At 71.7% G+C, this 25,742-nt stretch carries 27 protein-coding genes; 8 read left to right on the top strand and 19 right to left on the bottom strand.

Translation table 11 applies throughout. The features are described 5' to 3' along the window. Positions 1–52: 52 nt before the first annotated feature. Positions 53–1,828, top strand: a complete 1,776-nt coding sequence (locus tag ASE20_RS21695) for a dolichyl-phosphate-mannose--protein mannosyltransferase (protein ID WP_056896665.1) — start codon at positions 53–55, stop codon at positions 1,826–1,828. A gap of 11 nt (positions 1,829–1,839) precedes the next feature. On the opposite strand, the gene ASE20_RS21690 is transcribed toward ASE20_RS21695, so the two are convergent. Genes ASE20_RS21690 through ASE20_RS21655 form a run of 8 tightly spaced genes read right to left on the bottom strand, consistent with a single transcriptional unit; the run spans position 1,840 to position 6,833 of the window. Then, positions 1,840–2,109: a Rho termination factor N-terminal domain-containing protein gene (locus ASE20_RS21690; protein ID WP_056896887.1), complete on the bottom strand. Its 270-nt coding sequence runs from the start codon at positions 2,107–2,109 to the stop codon at positions 1,840–1,842. Between the two features lie 33 nt (positions 2,110–2,142). After that, positions 2,143–2,832: a hypothetical protein gene (locus ASE20_RS21685; RefSeq protein WP_056896664.1), complete on the bottom strand. Its 690-nt coding sequence runs from the start codon at positions 2,830–2,832 to the stop codon at positions 2,143–2,145. Beyond that, entirely contained in the window at positions 2,832–4,058 is a 1,227-nt protein-coding gene (locus ASE20_RS21680) for an NRAMP family divalent metal transporter (protein ID WP_056896663.1), read from the bottom strand. The genes ASE20_RS21685 and ASE20_RS21680 overlap by 1 nt, the downstream gene beginning before the upstream one ends. Before the next feature lie 3 nt (positions 4,059–4,061). Further along, positions 4,062–4,514: a hypothetical protein gene (locus tag ASE20_RS21675; RefSeq protein WP_056896662.1), complete on the bottom strand. Its 453-nt coding sequence runs from the start codon at positions 4,512–4,514 to the stop codon at positions 4,062–4,064. After that, a complete protein-coding gene (locus ASE20_RS21670; RefSeq protein ID WP_056896661.1) occupies positions 4,511–4,981 on the bottom strand; it encodes a DUF6328 family protein in 471 nt (156 codons plus the stop codon). The genes ASE20_RS21675 and ASE20_RS21670 overlap by 4 nt, the downstream gene beginning before the upstream one ends. Further along, positions 4,978–5,244: a hypothetical protein gene (locus tag ASE20_RS21665; RefSeq protein WP_056896660.1), complete on the bottom strand. Its 267-nt coding sequence runs from the start codon at positions 5,242–5,244 to the stop codon at positions 4,978–4,980. Before ASE20_RS21665 ends, ASE20_RS21670 begins: the two co-directional genes overlap by 4 nt. Positions 5,245–5,289: 45 nt before the next feature. After that, positions 5,290–6,153, bottom strand: coding sequence for an SDR family oxidoreductase (locus ASE20_RS21660; RefSeq protein WP_056896659.1), 864 nt, complete (start codon positions 6,151–6,153; stop codon positions 5,290–5,292). Between the two features lie 23 nt (positions 6,154–6,176). Then, complete coding sequence (locus ASE20_RS21655; RefSeq protein ID WP_162260971.1) at positions 6,177–6,833, bottom strand: PAS and ANTAR domain-containing protein; 657 nt, start codon at positions 6,831–6,833, stop codon at positions 6,177–6,179. A gap of 160 nt (positions 6,834–6,993) precedes the next feature. Here ASE20_RS21655 and ASE20_RS21650 point away from each other — a divergent pair, with 160 nt between their 5' ends. Together ASE20_RS21650 and ASE20_RS21645 are read left to right on the top strand one after the other, a co-directional pair. Continuing rightward, on the top strand, positions 6,994–8,001 hold the full coding sequence (locus ASE20_RS21650; RefSeq protein WP_056896658.1) for an iron-containing redox enzyme family protein: 1,008 nt from the start codon (positions 6,994–6,996) through the stop codon (positions 7,999–8,001). Continuing rightward, a complete protein-coding gene (locus ASE20_RS21645) occupies positions 7,998–8,222 on the top strand; it encodes a CDGSH iron-sulfur domain-containing protein (RefSeq protein ID WP_056896657.1) in 225 nt (74 codons plus the stop codon). The genes ASE20_RS21650 and ASE20_RS21645 overlap by 4 nt, the downstream gene beginning before the upstream one ends. Before the next feature lie 71 nt (positions 8,223–8,293). Here the strand turns inward: ASE20_RS21645 and ASE20_RS21640 are convergent, their stop codons facing one another. Beyond that, positions 8,294–9,118, bottom strand: coding sequence for a sigma-70 family RNA polymerase sigma factor (locus ASE20_RS21640; RefSeq protein WP_056896656.1), 825 nt, complete (start codon positions 9,116–9,118; stop codon positions 8,294–8,296). Between the two features lie 234 nt (positions 9,119–9,352). On the opposite strand from ASE20_RS21640, the gene ASE20_RS21635 reads away from it, so the two are divergent. Continuing rightward, positions 9,353–9,715: a hypothetical protein gene (locus ASE20_RS21635; protein WP_157538326.1), complete on the top strand. Its 363-nt coding sequence runs from the start codon at positions 9,353–9,355 to the stop codon at positions 9,713–9,715. Between the two features lie 122 nt (positions 9,716–9,837). Continuing rightward, complete coding sequence (locus ASE20_RS21630; RefSeq protein ID WP_200952909.1) at positions 9,838–10,524, top strand: response regulator; 687 nt, start codon at positions 9,838–9,840, stop codon at positions 10,522–10,524. Positions 10,525–10,527: 3 nt separating this feature from the next. Here the strand turns inward: ASE20_RS21630 and ASE20_RS21625 are convergent, their stop codons facing one another. From ASE20_RS21625 to flgN, 10 genes are all read right to left on the bottom strand, one after another. Continuing rightward, positions 10,528–12,570, bottom strand: a complete 2,043-nt coding sequence (locus ASE20_RS21625; protein ID WP_056896654.1) for a hypothetical protein — start codon at positions 12,568–12,570, stop codon at positions 10,528–10,530. Continuing rightward, positions 12,570–13,253, bottom strand: coding sequence for a hypothetical protein (locus ASE20_RS21620; RefSeq protein WP_056896653.1), 684 nt, complete (start codon positions 13,251–13,253; stop codon positions 12,570–12,572). Before ASE20_RS21620 ends, ASE20_RS21625 begins: the two co-directional genes overlap by 1 nt. Positions 13,254–13,480: 227 nt before the next feature. Continuing rightward, positions 13,481–15,784 (bottom strand): methyl-accepting chemotaxis protein, encoded by a 2,304-nt coding sequence (locus ASE20_RS21615; protein ID WP_225868951.1) that lies wholly within the window; start codon positions 15,782–15,784, stop codon positions 13,481–13,483. Next, positions 15,781–16,257, bottom strand: coding sequence for a chemotaxis protein CheW (locus ASE20_RS21610; protein WP_056896652.1), 477 nt, complete (start codon positions 16,255–16,257; stop codon positions 15,781–15,783). Before ASE20_RS21610 ends, ASE20_RS21615 begins: the two co-directional genes overlap by 4 nt. A gap of 67 nt (positions 16,258–16,324) precedes the next feature. Beyond that, positions 16,325–18,577, bottom strand: coding sequence for a chemotaxis protein CheW (locus tag ASE20_RS21605; protein ID WP_056896651.1), 2,253 nt, complete (start codon positions 18,575–18,577; stop codon positions 16,325–16,327). Between the two features lie 126 nt (positions 18,578–18,703). Further along, positions 18,704–18,949, bottom strand: a complete 246-nt coding sequence (gene csrA / locus ASE20_RS26100; RefSeq protein ID WP_056896650.1) for a carbon storage regulator CsrA — start codon at positions 18,947–18,949, stop codon at positions 18,704–18,706. A 182-nt stretch (positions 18,950–19,131) separates the two neighbouring features. Then, on the bottom strand, positions 19,132–19,518 hold the full coding sequence (gene fliW, locus ASE20_RS21595; RefSeq protein WP_225868952.1) for a flagellar assembly protein FliW: 387 nt from the start codon (positions 19,516–19,518) through the stop codon (positions 19,132–19,134). A 29-nt stretch (positions 19,519–19,547) separates the two neighbouring features. Next, entirely contained in the window at positions 19,548–20,438 is an 891-nt protein-coding gene (gene flgL, locus ASE20_RS21590) for a flagellar hook-associated protein FlgL (protein ID WP_056896648.1), read from the bottom strand. Next, the gene (gene flgK / locus ASE20_RS21585; RefSeq protein ID WP_056896647.1) at positions 20,438–21,841 is read right to left on the bottom strand and encodes a flagellar hook-associated protein FlgK; all 1,404 of its coding nucleotides are present in this window, start codon (positions 21,839–21,841) and stop codon (positions 20,438–20,440) included. The genes flgL and flgK overlap by 1 nt, the downstream gene beginning before the upstream one ends. Then, positions 21,841–22,320 (bottom strand): flagellar export chaperone FlgN, encoded by a 480-nt coding sequence (gene flgN / locus ASE20_RS21580; RefSeq protein WP_056896646.1) that lies wholly within the window; start codon positions 22,318–22,320, stop codon positions 21,841–21,843. The genes flgK and flgN overlap by 1 nt, the downstream gene beginning before the upstream one ends. Positions 22,321–22,548: 228 nt before the next feature. On the opposite strand from flgN, the gene ASE20_RS21575 reads away from it, so the two are divergent. The 3 genes from ASE20_RS21575 (at position 22,549) to fliD (ending at position 25,742) form a co-directional block, all read left to right on the top strand. Continuing rightward, the gene (locus ASE20_RS21575) at positions 22,549–23,406 is read left to right on the top strand and encodes a sigma-70 family RNA polymerase sigma factor (RefSeq protein WP_225868953.1); all 858 of its coding nucleotides are present in this window, start codon (positions 22,549–22,551) and stop codon (positions 23,404–23,406) included. A 113-nt stretch (positions 23,407–23,519) separates the two neighbouring features. After that, a complete protein-coding gene (locus ASE20_RS21570) occupies positions 23,520–24,320 on the top strand; it encodes a flagellin (RefSeq protein ID WP_056896645.1) in 801 nt (266 codons plus the stop codon). Positions 24,321–24,407: 87 nt separating this feature from the next. Next, entirely contained in the window at positions 24,408–25,742 is a 1,335-nt protein-coding gene (gene fliD / locus ASE20_RS21565) for a flagellar filament capping protein FliD (protein WP_056896644.1), read from the top strand.

Here is a 25,742-nt window from a genome sequence, read left to right as displayed (position 1 = left end):
GGCGCTCGCACCTCGACCACCGGCCTCCGGGGTCCGACTAGGCTTCCCGACCGTGACCGCCGTCGACGAGGAGACCCGTGCCACCGCCGGGCCACCCGGCCTGACGACGCTCTCGCGCACGGCGACGGGGCGACGCGTGCCGCACGCCGTGGACCGGGCGCTCGGTCCGCTGCGCCGGTTGGGCGCGCGCCGGCGCCTCGTCGGATGGCTCGGGCCGATCGCGATCACGCTGCTGGCGTTCGGGATCCGGCTGGTCCACCTCAGCGACCCGAAGCGCTTCGCGTTCGACGAGACGTACTACGCCAAGGACGGGTGGTCGCTGCTCAACAACGGCTACATCCAGGAGTACCTCAAGGACGTCGACGGCAACCCGAAGACCGACATCAACGCCGACATCCTCGCCGGCCACACGCAGGGCGTCTGGAACGGCGAGCCGTCGCTCGCCGTGCACCCCGACGTCGGCAAGTGGTTGATCGCGCTCGGCGAGAAGGCCTTCGGGATGGACCCCTTCGGCTGGCGGATCGCGTCAGTGGTCGCGGGCTCGCTGATGGTGCTGGTCCTGTGCCGGCTGGTACGACGGATGACCGGCTCGACGACGCTCGGCTGCATCGCGGGCCTGCTGCTGATGTTCGACGGCATGCACTTCGTGCTGTCCCGTCTGGCCCTGCTCGACATCTTCCTGGCGCTCTTCCTGCTCTGCGGCGTGCACTGCATCGTCGCCGACCGCGACTGGCTGCGGGCGACGCTGGCCAAGCGGGCAGCCCGCACCGACGACGGCGCGCTGACCGGCTGGGGCGGCCGGGTCCTGTTCCGGCCGTGGCTGCTGGCCGGTGGCGTCTGCTTCGGCCTGGCGATCGGCACCAAGTGGACGGCGCTCTACCCGCTCGCCGCCTTCGGCGTGCTGTGCTGGATCTGGAGCGCCGGCGCCCGGCGGATGCTCGGCATCAGGGGGGCGATCCTCAAGGGGATGCTCGCCGACGGCGTGCCCGCGTTCGTGCACCTCGTCCTCGTCGGCGCGATGGTCTACATCGCCACGTGGGGCGGCTGGCTGGTGCACGCCCACGAGTACGAGGAGCACCTCAGCTCGACGCAGTACCGCCAGTACACCGGCCACGGGCACTGCGCGGACGACGACGACTCCTACGTCGCCACCGACCTCGACCCGACCAAGAAGTGGCCGACGGCCGACGAGAAGGACGCCCACGGCCTCGGGGAGGCGTGGCAGTCACTGCGCTCGCTCTGGTACTACCACCAGGACGTGTGGACCTTCCACACCCACTTCCTCAACTGCTCGGAGCACTTCTACGAGTCGAAGCCGTCGAGCTGGCTGCTGATCAACCGTCCTGTGGGGGTCGCGGTCACCAACGACATCCCGCCCGACGCCCAGGGGTGCGACGCGCCCGCCGGCAGCGACTGCATCAAGCAGGTCATCCTGCTCCCGACGCCGGTGCTGTGGTGGGGTGGCGTGATCGCGCTGCTGTTCGCCGTCGTGATGTGGATCGGCTCGCGCGACTGGAGGTACGGCGTCGCCGTCGTCGGCGCGCTCTCGACCTGGCTGCCCTGGATGATGTACGACGACCGGCCGATCTTCCTGTTCTACGCGATCGCCGTGCTGCCGTTCACGATCATCGCGATCACGCTGGCGATCGGGCACCTCATCGGGCCCTCGCGACTGCCGTCGGGCCGTCGTACCGCGGGAGTGGTCGTCGGCGGCGCCTTCGTCATCCTCACGATGCTCAACTTCGCGTGGTTCTGGCCGGTCTGGACCAACCAGATGCTGACCCACAGCGAGTGGCTCCAGCGGATCATCTTCGCCCGCTGGGTCTGACGCGGGTCGGGTCAGTGGTGGCGCAGGGCGTCGATCAGCTCGGCCTTGTCCATCGACGACCGGCCCTCGATGTCGAGCTCGGCAGCCCTCTTGTGGAGCTCGTCGACGGTCCAGTCCTCGTAGTCACCGGCCTTGCCGCCGCGCCGGCCGATCTCCGAGGCGCCCTCGGCCTTCGCGGCGTTCGAGATCCGCGCCGCCTTCTCCTTGCTCGCCCCGTCGTCGCGCAGCTCCTCGTACAGGTCGGGGTTCTTGATGCCGGGTCCGTGCTGCTTGCCGGGCATGGTCTCCTCCATTCCGTCGGGTACGTCCTCGCGCTACCCCAGGAGGGGTCGCACAGACGCCCCCGGGCCGACGCGGACCACCCTGTCCTCCCGGTCGATGACGACCTCCGGACCGACACCCACGACCCGCGCGTGGCGGTGCAGCCAGCGGACCAGGTCGGCCACCAGCCAGGGTCCCGGCTCGCTGCGGCGGTCGTAGCCCAGCAGCGCCCCCGGGCGCCCCGGCCCGACAACGAGGGCGTCGACGACGTGCCGTCGCCCGTCGGGCACCGCGACGAGGCGTACGTCGAGCAGGCGGCTGCCGCGGTGCAGACCATGCCCCGGAGCGGCCGTGACCGGCAGGCCGAGCAGGTCGCCGAGGCGGACGCGCTCGGGCCCGGAGGGGTCGTCGTCCCGCGGCCGCAGCAGCCCGGCCCGCGGCACGGACAGGCGCACCTCGCTGTCGACCTCCTCGACGAGGTCGATGTCGACCACGTCCGGACTCGTCCGGTGGGCCTGCGCCTCGAAGATCCGGGCGTGGGTCCGGGTCAGCTCCGCACCGATGCGGCGACCGAAGCGCGGCAGCAGCGCCGGCAGGCCGACGAGCAGTCCGGTCGGCACCAGCTCGCCGCCGTCACCGACGGTCAGCTCGAGGTCGTCGACCTTGCACACCATCCGTCCCTCGCTGTCGACCACCTGGCGGTCGAGCAGGTGGAGCGCGGCGTCGTACGCGGGTCCGGTCATCAGCCCTGTCCCATCGACGTGACGATCATCAGTGGGATCGCGGCGATCGCGGACAGGGTGATCACGACGAGGTAGCCCACCCCGAGCAGGTTCGCGACCCGGCCGTTGCGGTGCTCGCCCAGGTAGTCGGGGTCGTTGGCCACGACCAGGATCGGGAAGTAGGTCAGCGGCAGCGCGACCGCCGAGAAGACCACCGAGATCTCGGTGACCATGATCGGGTCGACCCCGGTGAGCAGCACCCCGGCGGCCAGCACGGTGGCGACCAGCAGGATCACGTGGAACCCCGCGGCCTCGTCGGGTCGGACGTACTTGCCCCACTGGAAGCCGAAGTACTGCGCGAGGCTGTAGCCCGTCGACAGGCCGGTCTCGCAGGCCGCACCGAAGGTGGCGGCGAAGAAGCCGAGCACGATGATCGCCAGCCCGACCTTGCCGAGTGCGACGGCCACCGGGAGCGCGACCTGGCCGAGGGTCTCGACGGCGATCCCCTGCGGCATCAGCACCACCGCGGCGCAGCCGGCGATCGCGACCGACAGCAGGCCGCCGAGAGGGAAGCCGATGAAGACGTTGGCCCGCATGACACCGATGTCCTTGCGGGTCCAGCGCTCCTCGACGCCGCCGCTGGAGAAGAAGAACACCTCGTACGGCGTCATGGCCGCACCGAACAGGGCCACGCCGAAGAAGGCGTAGGTCGCCCAGCTCTCCTGCGCCGGCTTCTCACCGAGGCTCGCGGCCAGCTCCCCCCAGTCCGGCCCGAGCTGCCAGAGCGCGACCGCGAAGCCGATCAGGGTCAGGCCCAGCAGGCCCAGCACGTTCTCGATGGAGGAGAACTTCGCCCGCCAGAGCACGATCCACACCGCCGCGGCCACGAAGGGCACCACCAGCACGTGGTTCACCGAGGTCACCAGCTGGAGCGCCAGCGCGACACCACCGATCTCGGCGATGAAGGTCAGCAGGGTCACCAGCATGGAGCCGACCAGGTTGACGAAGCCCATCCGGGGCCCGAGCCGCTCGCGGACCAGGTCGAAGGTCGCTCGGTGGCTGACGGCGGCGATCCGGCCCGACATCTCCGCGAACACGCAGATCCCGATCACGCCGATCACCACGACCCAGACCAGCGACAGCCCGAAGCGGGCGCCCACCTGGGCGTTGGTCACCAGGTCGCCGATGTCGACGAATCCGCCGATCGCGGTCAGTACGCCCAGCAGGACGTTCAGGTAGCGCTTCACCGATCACCCCCCTGCCGCGTCCTCGAGCCGACCGGTCACGCGGTCGAGCGCGTCGAGGACCCGGCGGTCGTCGTACCTGCCCTCGACGGCGCTGCTCCGGGCGTCCTCGACGGCGGTGGCGGCCTCGTCGAGCAGCGCGTCCAGGCGCGCCGCCTCGTCGTCGCGCCCGGGAGGGACCTGCAACCGGGAGAGGTCGTCCTGGACGGTGCCGAGGGACTCCTCGGCCTGGGCCACCAGCACGACCGTGTACGACGACCACGCGCGCTCACGTCGCGCGGTCTCGAGCGCCAGCCTGGCCGTGGCGACCTCGCTCGTCGCGTCGGAGACGGCCTGCTCGGCGTGGTCGTCCCACGCGGTCGAGTCCGGCTGGGCGACCAGCCCGCAGCCCGTCGCCAGGGCCGCCAGCACCAGGGCCGGGAGGACCGCGACGACAGCCGTACGCCGGGCCGTGCTCATCGTGCGCGGCTCCGCGAGAAGGGAACCGCGGCCCACATCACGATGAAGGCCAGCGCGGCTGCCGCCGCGGCGATCGTGGCCTCGGCACTGCCGAGGACGACGTCGAACACCAGGAAGACCACGGCCACCGACACCAGGGAGAGCCCGAGCAGGCCGGCGAGGCAGCACAGGTGCGCCGCGTGCACCAGCCACTCGCGCTCGCCCTGGCGGAAAAGGAGCCGGTGGAAGGACACGGGCGCGACGATCACGAGCGTCGTGGCGACCGCGCCGAGCAGGATCCCCAGGTAGATCCGCTGCTGGGTCTCGGTGAGCGTCGAGAAGCGCTCGGTGAAGGGCACCGTCAGCAGGAAGCCGGTGAGGATCTGGACGCCCGTCTGCATCACCCGCAGCTCCTGGAGCAGCTCGGCCAGGTTGCGGGTGATCTGCTCGGGCGGGCGTTGGTCCCGCAACGCCGACGGCGGCCTCACGCGGGGTCGCCCTTCGGGACCTCCCCGTCGAGGTCGTCGTCGGTCTCGTCCACGGCGGCCTCCGGGTCGAGGTCGGTCGCGCGGTACTCCTCGGGATCGTCCTGGTCGCCCGTCAAGGCGTCCGGACCGGTCGCGCCCTCGTCGACGTCGTCGTCGACAGGGTGGCCGGCGACCGAGTCGCCGGGGGTCACCAGGCCCGCGGAAAGGCGGCTGGCGACCTCGGACAGCTGGCCGTGGTCGCGCTCCTCGCGTTCGTTCGACATGGCCGCGCGGTACCCGCCCCGCACGCGGCCATTCCGCCCGGTGGCTCAGAACACCGGCTTGCCGCCCGTCACGCCCAGCAACGTCCCCGAGACGTACGACGCGTCGGCGGGCGAGGCGAGGAAGACGAAGGCCGGCGCGACCTCGCCGGGCTGCCCGGCCCGGCCCAGCGGGGTGTCCGCTCCGAACTGCTCGACCTTCTCGGGCTCCTGCGTGGCCGGCTGCAGCGGTGTCCAGACCGGCCCCGGCGCGACGGCGTTGACCCGGATCCCGTCGGGGCCCAGGGAGGCGGCGAGGTTGACGGTGAGGTTGTTGATCGCGGCCTTCGTCGCCGCGTAGTCCAGCAGGGTCGTGGACGGCTCGTAGGCCTGGATCGAGGTGTTGTTGACGATGCAGCCCGGCCGCTTGCGCAGGTGCGGGACCGCCGCGCGGGTGAGCCACATCAGGGCGTAGAGGTTGGTCTTGAACGTGCGGTCGATCCGGTCGTCGCTGAAGTCCTCGAGGGCGTGGTCGCGCGCCATCTGGAAGCCGGCGTTGTTGACCAGCACGTCGAGCCCGCCGAGCTCGTCGAGGGTGCGCTGGACCGCCTCGTCGCACGCCGCCCGCTCGGTGAGGTCGAGGGCCATCGGCACCACCGCTCGGCCGGCCTCCTCGACGAGCGCCACTGTCACGTCCGCGTCCGGCTGCTCCTCGGCGAGGTGGGTGAAGGCGATGTCGGCGCCCTCACGTGCGTAGGCCAGGGCGACCGCCCGGCCGATGCCCGAGTCACCTCCGGTGATCAGGGCGACCTGCCCCTCGAGGCGGCCGTGCCCGACGTACGACTGCTCGCCGTGGTCGGGCTCGGGCCGCATCTCGCCGGTCAGCCCGGGCGGGACCTGCTGCTGGGCGGGGAACTGGGTGTCGTCGCTCATGGCCGGGAGGTACCCGGCCGCTCCTACGGAACCCGGTGGGCGGTGAGGTCGTCGAGCAGGCTGTCGAGGAGCCGGCGCAGGCCGGGGTGGCTGACGTGGCCGTCGCGCGCGACCTGGATGAGCCGGTCGGCGACCTCGCGCACCTTGACGTTGCGGTTGCGCGACCACCACTTGAGCATGGCGAAGGCGGCGTCCGGGTCGAGTCCGTAGCCGAGCATCAGGATGCCCTTGGCCTGCTCGATCGTGTCGCGTGCCTTGGCGGAGGCGGCGACCGCCGCGTTGGCCGCGGCGCTGCTCTCGGCCTCCATCTCGGGAGTGAGGTCGAGGTAGTACCCGACCAGGCGGTCGACCGGACCGCCGATCCGGGCCTCGTCGTCGTACTCACCCTCACCGACGAGCACCACCCGGCGCACGCTGTCGCCCACCAGGATCCGGTAGTAGATGTTGAACGGAGCGCCGTCGGCCCGCGCCTGGGCGAGGGTCTCCTCGACACGCTCACGGTCGTGCTCGTGCTTGTGCCTCATGATCAGCTCGGTGGTCGGCTCGACCTCACCGGGCCGGTAGCCGTGGATGGCGTAGACGTCGTCGTCCCACTCCCACTTGCTCGCCGCCACGTGGAAGACGAAGCGACCCGTCTCCCGCGCCTGGTCGACATCGACCAGCGACCCCACCTGCTGCATCTGCCCTCCTCGTCCGTCACCACCACACCGGTGCGCCCGTGTGTCGGCAGGACTCGGGGGTACTTGCGCAACCACCCCCGGCACCGGCCCGACCGGCCGCCTGCACCACGGGATTATCTCGCCGTGCTTCCCCGATGCACAACACAGGAAGGGCCTCACCATGCGTGTCCCTGAACCGTGCGGCCCCCTCAGCGAGGGCGTCGTCCGGGCACTGACCCACGAGCCGAGCGGCCCGCGCCCCGTGCTGGAGCGCGCCGTCGGCGACGTGCTGGACCCGTTGACCGACCGCGACCTCCAGCTCGCCCTCTGGACGCTCTACGAGCTGCACTACCGCGGCTTCGACGGCGTCGACCCCGACGCCGAGTGGGACCCGCTGCTGCTCGTCAGCCGGGCCGCCATGGAGCGGGTCTTCGAGCACGCGGTGCGTGCGCTCCCCACGGACGCGGACGCGTCCGCGGAGCAGGACGTGGTCATGGCGCTGACCCGGATGACCGTCCGCGAGGGACCCTCGGACCTCGCGCGCTTCCTGGAGCGGCACGCGACCCGCGACGAGTTCGTCGAGTACCTCTCGCTGCGCGCGGTGCACCACCTGCGCGAGTCGGACCCGCACAGCTTCGTGCTGCCGCGCCTCGACGGGGCCGCGAAGGTCGCCCTCGCCGAGCTGCAGTACGACGAGTACGGCTCCGGCCGCCCGGACCGGCTCCACCAGGACCTCTTCGCCCGCGGGCTGCGCTCCCTCGACCTGTCCACGGATGTCTCGGCCTACGCGGAGAAGGCCGACGGCGCGACCCTGGCCTCGGTCAACGTGATGTCGCTGTTCTGCCTGAACCGCCGTCTGCGCGGCGCAGCCCTCGGGCACCTCGCCGCCTTTGAGGCGACCAGCGCACTCCCGTGCGACCGGATCGCGAAGGGTGCCCAGCGACTCGGCCTGCCCGAGGTGGCCGACTACTACGAGGAGCACGTCGTCGCCGACGCCGTGCACGAGCAGCTGGCGATCCGCTCCATCTGCGGCACCCTGGTCGAGGCCGAGCCCGCGCTCGCGGCGGACGTCCTCCTGGGCGCTACGGCATGCCTGACGCTGGACGGCAGGGCCGGCCAGCAGGCGCTCGACGGCTGGCGGGAACGACGCAGGCACCCCCGTCGTACGACGGTGAGGGCGGCCGGATGAGCCCGCGGCGGGTGAGCGTCGTCGAGTGTCCCGGCGGCCCGTTGCTGGTCCGCGGCGCCGACGAGGTCGTCGGCATCGACGGCGTGCCGACGCAGACCGAGCGCGCGGTGGTGGCGCTGTGCCGTTGCGGGCGCTCGGATCGCCTGCCGTGGTGCGACGACAGCCACCGGGCGCGACGCCGGTCGAAGAGGAACAAGGGCTCGTCCAAGGACGAGGACTGACGACCTGGGAGGACCAGAAGGCGGACCGCCCCCGGGGGAGGACGGTCCGCCTGGTCCCAGGCCGCCTGGTCTCAGGCCGCGGGAGCGGCGCTGCTGCCGGCGACCGCGCGCCGCAGGTCCGTGAAGATCCGCTGCAGGAGCCGCGAGACCTGGACCTGCGTGACCCCGAGCTCGTCGGCGATCTGCTGCTGCGTCATCTGGTCGTAGAAGCGCATCCGCAGGATCTTGCGGTCGCGCTCCTTCAGCTGGCGGCAGGCCGGGCCGAGCAGGACGACGGCCTCGCTGTGCTCGAAGCCGAGGTCCTCGGTCGGCAGCAGCTCACCGAGGCTGCTGCCCGTCTCGGAGACCGGCTCGTCGAGCGACGAGGCGTGCGCCAGGTCGCCGCACGCGAGGGCCTCCTCGACCTCCTCGAACGGGGCGTCGACCTCCTCGGCCAGCTCCCGGACCGTCGGCGGCCGGCCGAGCGCCTGGGTGAGCTCGGCCTCCGCGGCGGTGAGCCGCGGACGGATCTCCTGCACCCGGCGGGGCGGACGGACGGCCCAGCTCGCCGAGCGGAAGTGCCTCTTGAGCTCACCGAGGATGGTCGGGACGGCGAAGACCAGCAGGTCGTCGCCGCGCTCCGGGTCGAAGGCCTGGACGGCGCGGGTGAGGGCCAGGCACGCGACCTGCTCCAGCTCGTCCTGGCTCTGGCCGCGGTTGCGGTAGCGCGCGGCCAGGGAGCGGGCGACCGGGATGTTGATCACGATGGCCTGCTCGAGGAGCGCGTCGCGCTCCGGTCCTTCCACCTGACGGGCCTCGGCGAGCAGCTCCGCGGTGCGGGCCTTGCGCTGGTCCGAGGGGAGCGGCTGCTCCGCGTAGGAGGTCGGGATGGTGGGTACTGCAACGGCGATGGACATGGACTACTCCCGTTGTCGAGAGTGGTGTGGCGGTGGGCTTGGCCACGTGTTCATCTGCTTCGCGAATACCCAACGTAGCGGACTCCATCCGGGAACACCACCCGAAAGGACTATGCGGACTAGTCCTCACGGGTCCCTCCCAAGAGGACGCGCCCGGGCGTAACGGCGCGGCCCGTCGGCGGTTGATCAGTACGTCGGCACAGGGCCGGCGACACCGATCCAGGGGGATTCACGATGGAGCAGCTCGTAGTGGCTCTCAGCCCGTTCACGCGGCGCAGCCGCTCCCTCGGTGTCAGCCACGTCGAGCAGGGCCTGATCCAGGGCCTGGAGCCCGGCGAGCACGTCCTGGTCCACGACCCGGTCGCCGACGAGCACTTCCGCGCGGTCGTCGCCGACGTCGAGTTCGAGCTGACCGACACGTCGTACCGGATCGAGATCGGCGGGCGGATCACCGCCGCCGAGGCCGCCGAGTGGCTGGCCCCCACGGGTGGCGCGGACGGCCACCTGACGACCGGCGAGATCGTCGCGCTGCTCGACGAGCTGCGCCGCAGCGAGCGCGACGTGACCGCCGCCCTCGCCACCCTGCGCGCGCACTGAGCAGGTCGGCTCCTCCGTTCGGCCGCACCCGGATGACCCGTTCGGGTCATGCCCGCAGGACCTCCGGCCGGACCTGGCCCGAACGGTCGATTTTCAGGTCCCGGGACGTCGACAATCGGTAGGTGGCTGAACAGAACCCGATCCGCGTCTACCTCGTCGACGACCACGAAGTGGTCCGCCGCGGCGTGGCGAGCCTGCTCGCCACCGACGACTCCATCGAGGTGGTCGGCCAGTCCGGCAGTGCCACCGTCGCCCTGCGCGAGATCCTCGAGCTGCGACCGGACGTCGCGATCCTCGACGCGCACCTGGCCGACGGCACCGGCGTCGACATCTGCCGCGAGATGCGGTCGGTGGACCCCACGATCAAGGGGCTCATCCTCACGACGTACGACGACCCGGACGCCATCTCGGCGGCCATCCTCGCCGGCGCCTCGGGCTACGTCCTCAAGCGCATCGAGGGCAACTCCCTGCTGAGCGGCATCAAGCTCGTCGCCGGCGGCCACTCGCTGATCGACCCGACGGTCGCCAGCCGCGTCGTCGAGCAGATGGAGATGCAGCGCAAGTCGCTCGACGTCATCTGCGAGCTCACCCCGCAGCAGCGCAAGATCTTCTTCCTCATCGCCGAGGGGATGACGAACCGGCAGATCGCCGAGGAGCTCTACCTCGCCGAGAAGACCGTCAAGAACCACGTCACCGGGCTGCTGTCGCGACTGGGCCTCCAGCACCGCACGCAGGCCGCGCTGCTCGCCGTACGGCTGCGGGGTGGGGACGGTACGACGTCGGCTCCCCCGGCACGTCGCGTGGGCTGATCCTCAGCCGCGGTCCGTCAGGATCGCCCGAGGGTGGAGCAGCTCCACCACCTGGTCGACCTCGGCCTGTGACCGGCCGGCGACGTCGAACCAGAACGGCGCGGCGGCGTATCCGGCCTCGACGCCGTGGATCAGAGGGCTGCCGCTCGACAGCTGGTCCGTGGTCCGCACGAACGTGCCCACGGTTTCCTCGCCGATCCGCCACTCCCTCACGTCCCGGGTCGCGGTCGGCGCCTGGCCGACCTGTTGCGCGCCCGGCGTCCCGCTCGTGAAGCGCACGTAGAGCTGGTGCGGCCACGCGCCCGCTCCGGGGACGTCGGTGAGGCCCAGGTCGGAGTAGTCGCAGATCCACATCTCCTCCACGTCACCCGAGTGGTCCTCGCAGCGCGCAAGACGCCCGCGCAGGCCCGGGAACGCCCAGAGCAGCCCGGCCCGTCCGCCCACCACCGGGCAGCGGTCGGGGCTCGCGGCGCTGGTGCCGTTCCAGCAGGCGGTCGCGGAGCCGTCGGTGACGGCGACACCGCGCATCTGCGACGCGGGGCGGGGGTGCAGCCGCTCCAGCAGGACGTCGATCGCGGACTCGTCGGTGACGAAGAAGTCGAGCAGCACGTCGTAGCCCGCGTAGGCGACCGTCACCCGGACCAGGTCCGTGGCACCGGACGACGTGTCCCAGGTGTTGCTCGCACCGGGTCGCTCGACCTGGATCCGGCCGGTCAGCTCGCCGTCGACCACCCAGTCCCGGCACTCGTAGGCGCAGGCGTAGGAGCGCAGGTCGGCGAAGGTCAACCCCCCGCCGGGTCCGGGGGCACCGGCGTCCGGGATCCCCGGCACCGGCGCGACACCGGCATCGGCGAAGCTGCAGGAGGCGTAGTAGTCCTCGCCCTGCGGCGAGCACGAGGCGCTGGTCAGGTCCAGGGTGGGGAACGCCCAGTTGAGGCCGGCGACGCCGTCCGGGTCGCCACACTTCTTGAGGGTGCGCTGCCGGGAGCCGTCCCAGCACGCGAAGGCCGGGGCGACGGGGGCCGTGGGCGTCGACCGGGGCGCCGACGTGGGCGGCGTGCCGGTGTCGCGGCGCCCGAGCGACCACGCGGTCACGCTCATCCCCAGCACGAGCGCGAGCAGCCCGGCAACGGCGACCACCCGGGGGGACCGGGCAGCGCGTGGCAGGCGGACCGGTCGACGAGGCGGACGACGCCGCCCCGACAGCAGGTCGGCGGCGACCTCGACGACCTCAGCGGCCGTGGCAGGAGGTTCCTCGACGGCGTGGCGGAGGTGGGCGACGAGCGCCGTTCCGCGGGCGCCAGCGGCGACTCCCTCGCCGGCGGCTGCCTGCAGCTCACCCAGGGAGCCGGCGGCGTCGGCCGCCTCTCCCCCGGCGAGGGCGGTGAGCGCCATGACGGCGAGCATCGACCGGTCGGCGCGCTGGGCCCCGGCCAGGCCGACGGCGTCGATCGCCCGCGGACTGGTCAGGCTGGTGAGCCGCGTGTCGGACAGCTCGCCCCACAGGATGGTGTCGAAGTCCATCAGCACGGCGGTGCCGTCCGGGCGCACGATCACGTTGCCGGCGTGGACGTCCCGGTGCGCGAAGCCACCACCGGGGAGGGTGTGCAGGTGGTCGAGGGCGGCGGCCACCTGCCCGAGCCAGCCCAGGACGGCATCCGGGGCCGCCGGCTCGTGGTCACGCAACGACGTGCCCTCGACCCAGACGTGGGCGGAGTAGAACAGGTCGGCGTCCTCCTCGGCGACCCCGTGAGCGCTCAGCGGCGGACCGACGAAGCTGTCGACATGGACGGCGAGGTGCGGGTGGCGGGCAGCACGCAACCGCTCGCTGCGCTCGAGGATCTTGCGGAAGCGCTGCTCGTCGACACCGCTGAGCAGCTTGAGCCCGACCCGCGTGCCGGCCGGATGGTCGGCGACGTCCCGGCGCAGCTCGGCCTCGTAGACCACGCCGATGCCGCCCTTGCGGAAGCTGCCGGGCCGGCGTACGCCGTACAGGGTGCGGTCCGTGGGCGGGCCCGTCACGGCGGCGTACGGCGCGATGTCCATCAGCCGCCACCCAGCAGCGCGCTGTGCAGCCGGAGGGCCTGCGCGACCCGGTCGAGCGCGTCGCTGGGGCCGTCGGGGTCTGCGAGGCGGTGCAGCACGAACAGGCCGTCCATCGCGGCGACCGCCTCGCGGACGGTGCGCTCGGAGTAGTTGCTCGCGGCGGCGACCTCGGCGTACCCGGGACGGCGTGCGCGGCCGCGGTGGAGCGGCTCCACGATGGCGGCGCCGATGAGCTGCTGCGTGGGTGTCAGGCTGAAGGGCACGAAGCTCGGCGGGTCGTCGCCCAGCAGGGCCGCGTCGACCGCCCCGCGGACCGCGGCGAGCACCTCGATCCGGATCTGCGCCTGCGGCGCCTGCCCGATGATCTCGAAGCGCCGCTCCGGTGAGGACGCCGCTGCACCCGGCGGCACCTCGACGCGCGAGACCTCGCCGCCGGACGAGCCGGAGACCAGCTGCAGGCCCCAACGGGTGCTGACGTTCTGCACCACCACGCGGCCGCGGTGCCAGGACAGCTCGCCCCAGACCCGCGGGACGTTCTCGAGGTAGACGGGCGCGTGCCCGATCCGGATGGCGCAGCCGGCGCCCCGCCCGAAGGCGACCACGTCGCTGGCCGACAGGAAGCGCTCGAGCATGCCCTGGTGCGGCGCCTCCCACCAGACCTTGGCGACGACAGGTTCACTCACACGCCGAAACATAGGGCCGCCCGCGACCCGGTGGGAGTGATACCGACAGCAACTGTCGGTTCCGCGTGACAGCCCGTCCCCACGCACAGGAGTGTCGTCGCGACGGGACACCGTCGGCCGGGCCGATTTCGTGGGGGGATCGGCCCGGTGGCCGGACACGTCCGGGGACGCCGAAGGGCCCCGTCACTCGGTCGAGTGACGGGGCCCTTCGGTACGACGCGTGTGCCTCAGAGGGCGAAGCGACCCACCAGGTCCCGCAGCTGACCGGCCATGCCGGTGAGCTCGGTGGCCGAGGTGAGGGTGTTCTGCGCGCCCTCGCGGGTGTCGGCGGCGGCGGTGGCCACCTGGGTGACGTCCTCGGCGATGCCGTTGGCGCCGGCAGCGGCCTCGGTGACCGAGCGGGCGATCTCGTTCGTGGTGGCGGTCTGCTCCTCCACGGCCGAGGCGATCGTCGACTGGATGTCGTTGATCTTGGCGATGACGTCGGCGATCCGGCTGATCGCGGAGACGGCGCCCTGGGTGTCGCTCTGGATGGCCTCGATCTTCTGGCCGATCTCCTCGGTCGCCTTGGCGGTCTCCTTGGCGAGCTCCTTGACCTCGTTGGCGACGACCGCGAAGCCCTTGCCGGCGTCGCCGGCGCGGGCGGCCTCGATGGTCGCGTTGAGGGCGAGCAGGTTGGTCTGCTGGGCGATCGAGGTGATCACCTTGATGACCTGGCCGATCTCGGCCGACGACTCACCGAGCGAGGCGACGGTTCCCTGGGCCTCGGAGGCGACCGTGACGGCGTCGGTGGCGACGGTCGCGGCCTCGGTGGCGTTCTTGGCGATCTCGCGGATGGACGCGGTCATCTCCTCGGCCGCGGTGGCGACCGTCTGGATGGACGCCGACACCTGCACCGAGGCGCTCGACGCGGACGCGGCACGGTCGGAGGTCATCGTGGCGCCCTCGCCCATGCCCTCGGCCAGCGACGTGAGCTGGTCGGCCGCCGCGGCGAGCGACTCCGCCGTACCGCCGATGTCGCCCATGCTGCCGCGCAGCGTGGAGAGCAGGGTGCGCAGGCCGTCGGCGACCTGGCCGACCGCGTCGTCGCCGTCGATGTCGAGCTCGCGGGTGAGGTCGCCGGCGGCGGCCGCGGAGACGACGTCGAGGATCTGCGCGACCTTGGTCGCGAGGACGGCGGCCGCCTCCCGCTCGGCGGTCTCGCGGTCGATCCGCGCGATCGCCTGCGAGACCAGGCGGCCCACGTTGCGCAGCGCCTCGAGGCGCTGGGGGGTCGGCTGGAGGGTCTCGGTCGCGAAGAAGTCCATCGTGCCGATCACCTCGCCCTCGACGATCAACGGGAAGCAGACACCCGACTTCACGCCGACCTGCTGCGCGACAGGGGCACGGACGCAGTCGGTCATCTCGCCGATGTCGGGGGTGAAGAAGAGGTCCCGCTGCGCCCAGGCCCGGCCGGAGAGGCCGACGCCCTCGGCGAAGGACGCCTGCAGGGTCACGCGGCGGAACTCGGCGCCGGCGTCACCGGACTCGCGCTCGAACTTCAGCGTCCGATCGGCCGGGTCGATCTTCCAGTAGGAGCCGTAGGCCCAGCCGAACTCGCCGCGGACGGTGTCGAGCGCGCTCTGCACGGCCCGGTCGACGTCGGTGGCGGACGACAGCGTCGAGAGGAGCTTGTTGACGGCGGTGGTGTCCGCCTCGGACTCGGCGCGCTCGCGCTCGGCGCGCAGGCGGTCGGTGACGACCTCCCAGGTCGCCATCGCGCCGATGTACTCGCCCTTGCCGTCGGTGATCGCGCTGACCAGGAGGTCGAGGGTCTCGTCGCCGACCTTAATGTCGGCGCGGCGCGGCAGGTGCTCGGCGCTCTCGAGGATCCCGCGCTGGTACGCCGGGTTCTTGTGGAAGATGTCGAGGCTGGAGCCGATCACCTGGTCGGCGGTCACCGGCAGGACCTTCTCGAGGCTGCGCAGGGTGTTCAGCGAGGCCGGGTTCATGTAGCGGATGACGAAGTCGCGGTCCGCGAACATCATGTTCGTCGGGGAGTTCTCCATCATCGAGGTCACTCGAGCAACCTCCTCCTCCATCCGCACCTTCTCGGTGATGACCTCCCAGGTGGCCATCGCGCCGACGTACTCGCCGGCGGCGTCGCGGATCGGCGACACCAGGAGGTCGAGGACCTCCGGGCCGACCTGGATGTTCGCGCGACGCGGCAGGTTGGTCGCGTCGGCCAGGATCCCGCGCTGGTACGACGGCTTCTTGTGGAACACGTCGAGGCTGGCGCCGACGATGTCGTCCGCCTTGATCGGCAGGTGCTCCTCCAGCTTGCGCAGGGTCTCGAGCGAGGCCGGGTTCATGTAGCGGATGACGAACTCGCGGTCCGCGAACATCATGTTCGTGGGGCTGTTCTCCATCATCGACAGCGCGAACGACGACGCGTCGGTCGCGGCGGCGGGTGCGGCAGCGCGCGGCTTGGCGGTGCGGGTCGACTTGGCGGGACCGGTGCCGTTCACCGGCACGTCCAGGGTCTCGGTCACGGGTTTCCTCCGGTGGTGTCGGGCGTGGTCGAGACGTCGACCGCGCGATCTGCGTCGAGGACGAGCAGGATGGCGTCAGGCAGCGGGCGCACCCCGCGGATGACGTCCTGCACTCCCTTGGGCATGTTCGAGGGGACCGGCTGGGCATCCACGCCGGCGGTGTCGATCACGTCCCCGATGTCGTCGACGAGGAGGCTGACCACCTCGCCGCGGGTGCGGACGATCACGTTCATGGGGACCTTCTCGTCGGTGCGCGCCGGCAGCCCGAGGCGCATCCGCAGGTCGACGGCGGTGACGATCTGGCCGCGCAGGTTGATCAGGCCGGTGACGGCTTCGTCGGCCCGCGGGACCGGGGTCATCGGCTGGTGCCGCAGCACCTCCTGCACCTCGTCCACGGAGACCCCGAAGAAGAGGTCGGCGACCCAGAAGGTGCAGTACTGCTCGGCGGTGCGGGTGAGGGAGGTGACGCTCATTCCGGGGTCCCCGATCGATTGCTCGTGGAGGAGCGCAGCGGGGGAACGAGGAATCGAGTGGGGTGGATCATGCCGGAACTCCTGACCGGGCGACGACGGCCTCGAGGTCGACCAGGTCGGTGACCCGGTCCTGGACGACGGCGCTGCCCGTGACGCCCGCACGACGGCCGACCTGGCTGGCGGTGACGGCGACCTCGACCACGTCGAGGACCCGGTCGATGACGATGCCGACCGCTCCCCCGGCGGCGTCGCCGGTCTCGTGGACGACGACGCTGACCTGGTCGCTGCGGTCGCTGGTGTCGGGCAGCCCGATCGCCGTCGCGAGCCGGACCAGCGGCAGGATGCCGTCGCGGTACTGGACCACCTCGGCACTCCCGCTGCGCTCGATCCGCTCCCGCCCGAACTCCTCGAGCCGAGCGACCGCCGCGAGCGGGAGGGCTGCGCGGCGGCCGTCGGCGACCTCGAGCACCAGCAGTGCGGTGCGGTCATCGGTGGCGGTGGCGCGCGGGTCGCCGGTCTCGGCCTGCGTCGCGCCCACCCCGGCGGTGACGGCGATCCCCGCGACGTCGAGGATCAGCGCGACCCGCCCGTCGCCCATGATCGTCGCGCCGGCGTACATGGCCAGGCCCTTGAGCTGGCGCCCGATCGGCTTGACGACGATCTCCTGCGTGTCGTGGACCGTCGAGACGCACAGGCCGAAGCGCACGTCGTCCGACTGGAGCACGACGACGGTCAGCGCCTCGCCGGCGTCGGGGTGGACGCCGGTGAGCACACCGGAGAGCGACACCAGCGGGAGCAGCTTGCCGCGCAGGCGCAGCACCGGTGCACCGGCCAGGTCCTCGACCTGGCGCTGGAGGTCGTCGCCCTCGATCCGGACCAGCTCGACCAGGTTGGCCTGCGGGATGGCGTAGCGCTCGGGTCCCTCGCCCACGACGAGTGCGGGGATGATCGCCAGCGTCAGCGGGATCCGGACGCGCGTCGTCGTACCGCGGCCGGGCTCGGAGGTCACGTCGACGCTGCCGCCGATCCGCTCGATGTTGGTGCGGACGACGTCCATGCCGACGCCGCGACCGGAGATGTTGGAGACCGCGGCCGCGGTGGAGAAGCCGGGTCGGAAGATCAGGCCGAGCACCTCGCGGGCGTCCATCCGGGACAGCTGCTCGCGGGTGACGACGCCGCGCTCGAGGGCGACGGCGGAGATCTTCGCGGGGTCGATGCCCTTGCCGTCGTCCGCGATCTCGACCACGACCTGGCCGGACTCGTGGTAGGCCCGCAGGCTCAGCGTGCCCTTGGTGGGCTTGCCGGCGGCGGCGCGGACGTCGGGCGGCTCGATGCCGTGGTCGAGGGAGTTGCGGACCAGGTGGGTCAGCGGGTCCTTGACCGCCTCGAGCAGGCTGCGGTCGAGCTCGGTCTCGTGACCCTCCATCACGAGCTCGACCTCGCGGCCGAGCTGGTGGGACAGGTCGCGGACGACACGCGGCAGCTTCGACCAGACCTGGCCGATGGGCTGCATGCGGGTCTTCATGACCGACTCCTGCAGCTCGCTGGCGACCAGGTCGAGGCGCTGGCTGGCACGGACCAGCTCGACGTCCGGGGACGCCAGGCTGCGCTGCAGGAGCTGGTTGCGGGTGAGCACCAGCTCGCCGACCAGATCGACGAGGTCGTCGAGCAGGTCGACGTCCACGCGGACCGACGAGTCGACGCGGGCACGCCGCTCGACGCCGTCCCACTCGGGGGCGGGCTCGGGGGTCGGCTCGGGAGTCGGCTCGGGGGCGGGCTCGGCCTCGGCGACCGGCTCGGCGACCGGCTCGGCGACCGGCTCGGGGTCGGGCGGCGCCACGGAGGAGACCGCCGGGGACACGACCGGCTCCTCCGTGGCTCCGCCGACCTCGGACGCCACGAGCGCCGGGGTGCTGGCCGCGGGCTCGCGCCCGGCCAGCAGGTCCTCGATCACGGCGACGACCGGCACGACGTCGACCGACGGGTCGGTGTCGGCGCTGGTGTGCTCGATCACGGAGAGGAGGGCGCGGACGGTGTCGACCATCGAGAGCAGCGCCTCGGCGATGGCCGGCGTCATCTGCGCCTCGCCGTCGCGCAGCCGCGACAGCAGGGTCTCCCCCACGTGCGTCAGCTGCTCGAGGCGGTTGAACGCCAGGAACCCGCTGGTGCCCTTGATCGTGTGGATCGTGCGGAAGATGCTCGACAGCCGCTCCCTCGAGTCGGGCTGTTGCTCCAGCTCGACGAGGTCGCGGTCCAGCTGGTCGAGGTTCTCGTGGGACTCCACGAGGAACTCGGCGATGATCTCTGCGTCGTCGTCCATCGGTCCCTCCTTCCGCGCAGTCCATCGGCGCAGCGGAGGGGCGGATGAGGTGGGACGGGAGACTCGGGACCAGGTCCCGGGAACCGCGGGCGTTCGGGGATCTTCCCGAGCTCCGACGGTGCGCGGCTACTTGCGCGAGCGCAGCGCCTGGGTCAGCGACGCGACCGCGTCGGCGGTCGGGGAGGCGGCCTCGGCGTTGGCGTCGGCGAGCTCGGCGAGCAGCTCGGCGCGGTGGACGGCGACCGAGCGCGGGGCGTCGATGCCGATGCGGACGACGTCGCCGCGCACCTCGAGCACGGTGACGGTCACGGCGTCCGGCGAGCCTTCGCCGATGACGACGCTTTCACCCACGCGTCGGGAGAGAACCAGCACGAGGGTGAGGCTATCGGTTCACGCGACGCGATGAGCAAGACCGCGGGATCGTGCGCTGAGCGCCGCTCGGCGCCGCGTCGGCAAGGCGGCGGCGCGAAGGCATGCTGGGCGCACGTCGAGCGTCGGCAACGCAGCCGACGTGGATGCCGAGTGGTGCTCGGCGTGCGAGACCGTGGGCTTGCTCATCGAAGAGGTGCGGCAAGCGGCAGGTCGGTGTCGTCGAGGATGACCTGGCTGGCGCGCCGGGTGACCGGGTTGACCACCAGCGGGGCACGCAGGTTGACCGTCGTGTCGGCGAGCGAGGCGCCGGCGCGCACGACCAGCAGGACCAGGACGTCGCCCGCGGCCTCGGGCACGATGCCGAGCTCGGTCACGACGTCGTCCCCGATCTCGGGGGCGTAGTCGGGGAAGAACGGCGCCGGCGGGACCACGACGAACTGGAGGTCCTCGCTGTCGAGCGACCGGAAGCCGTGGAGGACCCCGTCGTCGTCCAGCCGGACGAGGGCGAAGCGGGCGTCGTCGGGGAAGCCGGGCATGGGGTGCGCGAGCTCGATGACGGGGATGTCCATGGTGACCATTGTGGCAAGGACCGCGACCGTCATCGCAGGAAGTCGAGGAGGCTCGGCTGCATGACGCGCGAGGTCGCACCGAGTGCGGCCTGGTAGGCCACCTCCTGGAGCTTGAGCTCCACCGTGGTCTCGGCGAGGTCGGCGTTCTCGATCGTGCTCAGCTGGTTGGTGAGCGAGATCTTCGCGTCGGAGGCGCTCAGGTCGGCGTGCTCGAGCCGCTGGTAGCGGGTGCCGGCGGCCGTGCGGGCGCCGGTGATCGTGTCGGACCGCGTGTTGAGCGTGTTGATCGACGCGCTGATGCCGGCCTTGTCGCCGGCGCGGAGGGCGGTGGCGAGCGCGTCCAGCTCGGCGAAGACCGAGGTCGCCCCGTCGCCGAAGACGGTGGGCCCGTCGACGTCCACCTTCACCACGACACCGTCGGCGATGCGGCGGTTCACGTCGCCGAGCGTGCCGACGTAGGTGCCCGAGGCGTCGTAGGCCTGGGTGCCGGCGGTGACGCCGCCGAAGACCGGGCTGTCGAGGTACTTCGTGTTCGCGCGCGACAGCAGCTCCTGGCGCAGCCCCTCGACCTCGACGGCGAGCGCCTCGCGGGCGACCGGGCCGGAGGCCGAGGCGTTCGCGCCCTGCAGGGCGAGGTCGCGGGCGCGCCCGACCGTCGAGGTCACCGAGTCGAGGGCGGCATCGACCTGGGTCAGCCAGCCGAGGCCGTCCTGCGCGTTGCGGGAGTACTGCGCCTGGTCGGCCAGCGAGCTGCGCAACCGCATCGACGAGGTCGTCCCGGTCGGGTTGTCGGAGGGACGGTTGATGACCCGGCCCGTCGACAGCTGCTCCTGGACCCGGGCCAACCGCCCGAGGCCCCGCTGCAGGTTGTCGAGGGATCCCTCGGTCAGCATCCGCTGGGTGACACGTCCGATGCTCATCAGCGACCCACCAGTCCGGTTCGGTTGATCAGGGTGTCGAGGACCTCGTCGAGGGTGGTCAGCAGGCGCGCGGCGGCTTCGTAGGACCGCTGTGCGGTGAGCATGTTGACCGTTTCCTCGTCGAGGTTGATGCCCGCCTGCTGCTCCCAGGCGTCGTCGAGGGAGCCGGCGAGCGCGGTCTGGTTGGCGGTCTGCCGCTGCAGCGACGCCACCTGCGTGCCGAACCCGTTGACGAGTCGCTGGTACGCGTCGGCGGCGTCACCGGCACGGCTCAGGGCGTCGGCGTTGACACCGTCGCGGCCCGAGCCGGTCACCGACGAGGCGGCCACGAGCGCGGGATCGGTGATCGCCACCTGCAGGCTGGCCGCACCGACGAGTGGGTCGTAGGAGAAGAACGTCCCGCCGGGGGCGCCCGCGGCGTCGTACCCGAGGGCATGCTGGGTGTTCATCGCGGCCGCCAGGTCGCCGGCGATGGCGTCGAGCCCGACCCGGTACGACGGCAGGACCGTCGTGAGGATGTCGGTCACCGCGCCCAGCTCGCCGCCTGCACCGGCGGTCCCGGTCGGGAGGACCGTGCTCCCCCAGCTGGCGTCGATGCGGAAGGTGATCGGGGAACCGTCGGCGGCACCCGCCGGGGTCACGCCGGAGGCGACGACGAAGGCGCCCGCCTCGCGGCCCGTCACCAGCGTCTCGCCGCCGACGGTGACGTCGAACTGGCCGTCGGCCCGGACGGTCGTGACGGCGCCGGTGAGCTCGGCGAGGCGGAGCGCGAGCTGGTCGCGCTGGTCGCGCAGGGTCCCGGCGTCAGTGCCGTTCTGCTCGGTGACGAGGATGTTGTGGTTGAGCTCGGCGATGCCGGCCGCGGCCGTGTTGACCTCGGACACGACGTTGTTGAGGTGGACCCGCTGGTCGGCCTCCTCGCCGGTGACGTTGCCGACCTGGAGGCGCATCGCCTGGGCGAGGGTCTCCGCACTGCCGAGCACCTGCTGGCGCGCGGCGTCACCGCCGGGGTTGGTCGAGAGGTCCTGCCAGGCATTGCGGAAGTCGAGGATCGCGGCGTACACGCCGTTGTCGCCGGGCTCGCCGATGCCCTCCTCGACGCGGGACAGGATGGTCTGGGTGGTCTGCAGGTAGGACAGCGTGCCGTGCTCGCGTCGTACCCGGGTGTCAAGCAGCGGGTCGACCATGCGACGGACCTCGCCGACGCCGACCGTGCCGCCGAAGTTGTCGGAGCGCGACCACATCGCCGGGACGTTGCTGCTGATCGTCTCGCCGATCACGCGGCGCCGGACGTAGCCGTCGGTGCTCGCGTTGGAGATGTTGCTGCCGGCCACGTCGAGCGCGACCTGCTGGAAGCGGAGCGCGGCGCTCGCCGACGTGATCCCCCCGAAGGAGCCGGACATCACAGGCTCCTGTCGACCAGGTGGGTGGCGGCCGGGGTGAGCACGGCGTCGCCCGACGGGGTGTAGCTCGCGGTCGTCGTACCGCCGAGGGCGAGGAGGGTCTCGCGGGCCGAGCGGTAGCCGGCGGTGATCAGGCCCTTGGCGTCCTCGGACGTCTCGGCGATCTCGCGGGCGAGGGCGATCATCACGTCGCGGTGGTCGCGCAGGATGGTGCCCCACGGGTCGGGCGCGGCCTCGGCGAGCGCGCCGAGCGACGGGTTGGGCGTCAGCCCGATCTTCTCGGCGGCCTCGTCGGCCGCGGTCGCCCGCAGCACCTCGGTCGCCCGGAGGTCCTCGAGCACGTCCTCGATCTCGCGCGTGGCGTTGACGAGGTAGCGGGTCTTCCCCGTGGCGAGCACCATCCGCTCGACCTCGAGCTTGTAGGCGAGGGTCTCGAGCAGCTCGCGCTCGCGCCACAGGATCTGCGACAGCCTGTCCATGTCGATTCGTCGTACCTCTCTGCTCCGCCCCCGAGATTGCGGGGTTCGCTTGAGTGCTTCCATCGTTCATGGCAAGGGCCACCTGAGGAGTTCGGCCAATTGGCCCGCGCGATGACCCCACAAGGGGTCACCCGGTTTCGGGACCTCGGTCCCGTATTGGGCCACCGAGCGGTCAGTCGGCGGCAATTCCTCTGCGACACGCCGGACAGATGGCGGAATGTCGCACTCGTGAACGAGTACGAGGGCACCGTCGCCACCGAGACGGACGAGCTGATCACCACCCACATGCCTCTGGTCGGCCACATCGTCCGGGAGACGATGGGTCGAGTGCCGTCGCACGTCAGTCGCGACGACCTCACCTCCGCCGGCCTCACCGCCCTCGTTCTCGCGGCCCGGGCCTACGACGCCGAGCGCGGCGTCCCCTTCGACCGGTACGCCGCCACCCGCATCCGCGGCGCGCTCCTCGACGAGCTCCGGTCGGTCGACTGGGCCTCCCGCTCGGTACGACGCCGCGCCCGCGACCTCGCCGAGACCCGGAGCCGGCTGGCCAACGTGCTGGGCCGCACGCCCACCGTCGCCGAGGTCGCCCAGGCCGCCGGCATGTCGCCGGACGAGGTCGTCGCCAACGACGACGACGTCTCCCGCGCCCAGGTGCTCTCCCTCCAGGGCTCGGCCACCACGCCGATCGAGGAGCTGGTCCCGACCCGCGCTCCCTCCCCCGAGGACCTCGTCGAGCACGCCGAGCGCCTCACCTATCTCCGCGAGGCGATCGAGGAGCTGCCCGAGCGGCTGCGCGTCGTCGTCCAGGACTACTTCTTCGCCGAGCGCCCGATGGCCGACATCGCCGCCGAGCTCGGCGTCACCGACTCCCGCATCTCGCAGATGCGCGCCGAGGCGCTCACGCTGCTGCGCGACGCCCTCAACCACGCGCTCGAGCCCTCGCTCGTGCGATCCGCCGGCAAGGCCGGCGGGGTGGCGCAGCGTCGCCGGGAGTCGTACTTCGCCGCCGTCGCCGCCCGGCACGCCGATGGTGCGCGCCGTGGAATGGCGCCCAGCGCCGTCAGCCCGCTCGACGCGGTCGGCTGATTCTGCAGAAAACCTCTCAAGCCCGGGGTCGGCGTACCGATCACCACCCCGACGGGAGACCACGGATGGTCACCCGGTATCCGCAAATGACCTGATTCCAGGAGGGAAATATCATGGGTCTTCGCATCAACCAGAACATCGAGGCCACGAACTCGTACCGCAACCTGTCGGTCACGCAGAACCAGCTCTCGAAGTCGATGGAGAAGCTGTCGTCGGGCTTCCGGATCAACCGGGCCGCTGACGACGCCGCCGGTCTGGCCATCTCCGAGGGCCTGCGCTCGCAGGTCGGCGGCCTGAAGGTCGCGGTCCGCAACGCCCAGGACGGCGTCTCGGTCGCACAGACCGCTGAAGGTGCGCTCACCGAGGTCCACTCCATGCTGCAGCGCATGAACGACCTCTCCGTGCAGTACAACAACGGCACGCAGAACACCGAGTCGCAGGCGGCCCTGCAGGCGGAGTTCGACGCGCTCAACACGGAGATCACCCGGATCAAGGACAACACCAAGTTCAACGGTGTCGACCTCTTCGCCGGCAACGCGCTGACCTTCCAGGTGGGCTACGACAACGCGGACACCATCGACATCGACGCCACGTCGCTGGCCGACTTCACCGCTGGTGCCGCGGTGGCGGCCGTCGACATCACCGACAGCAACACGCTCCAGGCGGCCATCACCGAGGTCTCCACCCAGCGTGCGGCGCTCGGTGCGGTCCAGAACCGGTTCGAGCACACGATCAACAACGTCAACGTGGCGATCGAGAACCTGTCGGCGTCCGAGTCGCGCATCCGCGACACCGACATGGCGCAGGAGATGATGAGCCTCACCCGCTCGCAGATCCTCTCCCAGGCCGGTACCGCCATGCTCGCCCAGGCCAACTCGGCCCCCAACGGCGTGCTGCAGCTGCTCCGCGGCTGATAGCCGCAGCATCTGCACCCGACGAGTGCCGGTGGGCCGACCGGCCCACCGGCACTCGCGCTTTTGCATTCCCCCCAGGAGGACCCCATGGCAGGCACCAGCAGCATCGGCGGACTCGCGAGCGGCCTGGACACGGCATCGATCATCAACCAGCTGATGACCCTCGAGGCCGCGTCCCAGACGAAGCTGAAGACGCAGGTCACCACCGAGCAGGGCAAGGTCACCGCCCTGCAGAAGCTGAACACCGCCCTGCAGGCGCTGGCGGGCGCCGCCAAGGACATGGTCACCCCGACGACCAGCACCTGGTCGACCCTCAAGGCCACCTCCAGCAACACCGGTGTGAGCGTCGCGGCCACCTCGACCGCATCCCCCGGTGCCTTCACGGTGACGGTCGGCCAGACCGCCCTCACCCACCAGGTCGCCTTCACCGACGCGCACGCGAAGACCGACACCGTCACCGGTACGACGAACAGCGTGCTCCTCAAGCGGGCTGGCCAGCCCGACCTCCAGATCGACACCGCGAACGGCACCCTCGAGGAGCTGGCTGCCGCGATCAACGGCGCCGACGCGGGGGTCCGCGCGACCCTCGTCCGCACCGGTACGTCGGGCGGCACGGACCAGTACCGCCTGCTCGTCGAGTCCTCGACCACCGGGCAGGCGCAGGACTTCCAGCTGACCGACAGCACCGGCGCTGCCCTGCTGGGCGGCGCGACGGTGCGTGCGGGCCGCGACGCGGCCATCGACATCGGCGGGATCACCGCGACGTCGAGCACCAACACCTTCACCGCCGTCGTACCCGGCGTGACGATCACGCTCGGCCCGTCCGCGACGGGGACCGCCGACATCGCGATCGACCGCGACGCGGCCACGCAGTCCACCGCGGTCAAGGGCTTCGTCGACCAGGTCAACGCGATCCTGACCCAGGTCGGCGCGCTGACGTCGAACTCGACCGACGCCAAGGGCCTGCTCGCCGGCGACAGCACGCTGCGCCGCGTCGCGGGCGCCCTGCAGGACGCGATCTACCCGCCCGACGGGACGTCGATGGCGAAGTACGGCATCCAGGTCGACCGCTACGGCAAGGTCACCTTCGACGCGGACAAGTTCGCCGAGTCCTACAAGGCCGACCCGGTCGCCACCGCCGCCGCGTTCACGGGCGCCGACGGGTTCGCCGCCCGGGTGCAGAAGGTCGCCGAGGCCGCGAGCGACAAGTACAAGGGCTCGGTGACCAACGCGATCACCACCCACACCTCCACGATCACCCGGCTCAACAAGAGCATCGAGGACTGGGACGGTCGTCTCGAGCTGCGGCGCTCGGCCCTCGAGCGGCAGTACACCGCTCTCGAGACCGCGCTGTCGCAGCTCAACGGCCAGTCCCAGTGGCTCTCCAGCCAGCTCGACTCCCTGTCCGCATCCACCCAGTGA

Origin of the sequence: Nocardioides sp. Root240 (assembly GCF_001428825.1) — a bacterium.
Taxonomy (GTDB): domain Bacteria; phylum Actinomycetota; class Actinomycetes; order Propionibacteriales; family Nocardioidaceae; genus Nocardioides.
The sequence above is the reverse complement of the archived record's forward strand: the minus strand, read 5'-3'. Positions and strand labels throughout refer to the sequence as shown.

What these genes read in the sequence shown, in the direction of transcription:
- ASE20_RS21665 (WP_056896660.1), bottom strand. Translation starts at nt 5,244, where the DNA reads ATGTCGAACGAACGCGAGGAGCGCGACCACGGCCAGCTGTCCGAGGTC.
- ASE20_RS21625 (WP_056896654.1), bottom strand. Translation starts at nt 12,570, where the DNA reads ATGGACATCGCGCCGTACGCCGCCGTGACGGGCCCGCCCACGGACCGC.
- fliW (WP_225868952.1), bottom strand. Translation starts at nt 19,518, where the DNA reads ATGGACATCCCCGTCATCGAGCTCGCGCACCCCATGCCCGGCTTCCCC.
- ASE20_RS21660 (WP_056896659.1), bottom strand. Translation starts at nt 6,153, where the DNA reads ATGAGCGACGACACCCAGTTCCCCGCCCAGCAGCAGGTCCCGCCCGGG.
- flgL (WP_056896648.1), bottom strand. Translation starts at nt 20,438, where the DNA reads ATGAGCATCGGACGTGTCACCCAGCGGATGCTGACCGAGGGATCCCTC.
- ASE20_RS21605 (WP_056896651.1), bottom strand. Translation starts at nt 18,577, where the DNA reads ATGGACGACGACGCAGAGATCATCGCCGAGTTCCTCGTGGAGTCCCAC.
- ASE20_RS21610 (WP_056896652.1), bottom strand. Translation starts at nt 16,257, where the DNA reads ATGAGCGTCACCTCCCTCACCCGCACCGCCGAGCAGTACTGCACCTTC.
- ASE20_RS21645 (WP_056896657.1), top strand. Translation starts at nt 7,998, where the DNA reads ATGAGCCCGCGGCGGGTGAGCGTCGTCGAGTGTCCCGGCGGCCCGTTG.
- ASE20_RS21650 (WP_056896658.1), top strand. Translation starts at nt 6,994, where the DNA reads ATGCGTGTCCCTGAACCGTGCGGCCCCCTCAGCGAGGGCGTCGTCCGG.
- ASE20_RS21685 (WP_056896664.1), bottom strand. Translation starts at nt 2,832, where the DNA reads ATGACCGGACCCGCGTACGACGCCGCGCTCCACCTGCTCGACCGCCAG.
- ASE20_RS21655 (WP_162260971.1), bottom strand. Translation starts at nt 6,833, where the DNA reads ATGCAGCAGGTGGGGTCGCTGGTCGATGTCGACCAGGCGCGGGAGACG.
- ASE20_RS21690 (WP_056896887.1), bottom strand. Translation starts at nt 2,109, where the DNA reads ATGCCCGGCAAGCAGCACGGACCCGGCATCAAGAACCCCGACCTGTAC.
- ASE20_RS21570 (WP_056896645.1), top strand. Translation starts at nt 23,520, where the DNA reads ATGGGTCTTCGCATCAACCAGAACATCGAGGCCACGAACTCGTACCGC.
- ASE20_RS21640 (WP_056896656.1), bottom strand. Translation starts at nt 9,118, where the DNA reads ATGTCCATCGCCGTTGCAGTACCCACCATCCCGACCTCCTACGCGGAG.
- ASE20_RS21675 (WP_056896662.1), bottom strand. Translation starts at nt 4,514, where the DNA reads ATGAGCACGGCCCGGCGTACGGCTGTCGTCGCGGTCCTCCCGGCCCTG.
- fliD (WP_056896644.1), top strand. Translation starts at nt 24,408, where the DNA reads ATGGCAGGCACCAGCAGCATCGGCGGACTCGCGAGCGGCCTGGACACG.
- flgK (WP_056896647.1), bottom strand. Translation starts at nt 21,841, where the DNA reads ATGTCCGGCTCCTTCGGGGGGATCACGTCGGCGAGCGCCGCGCTCCGC.
- flgN (WP_056896646.1), bottom strand. Translation starts at nt 22,320, where the DNA reads ATGGACAGGCTGTCGCAGATCCTGTGGCGCGAGCGCGAGCTGCTCGAG.
- ASE20_RS21635 (WP_157538326.1), top strand. Translation starts at nt 9,353, where the DNA reads ATGGAGCAGCTCGTAGTGGCTCTCAGCCCGTTCACGCGGCGCAGCCGC.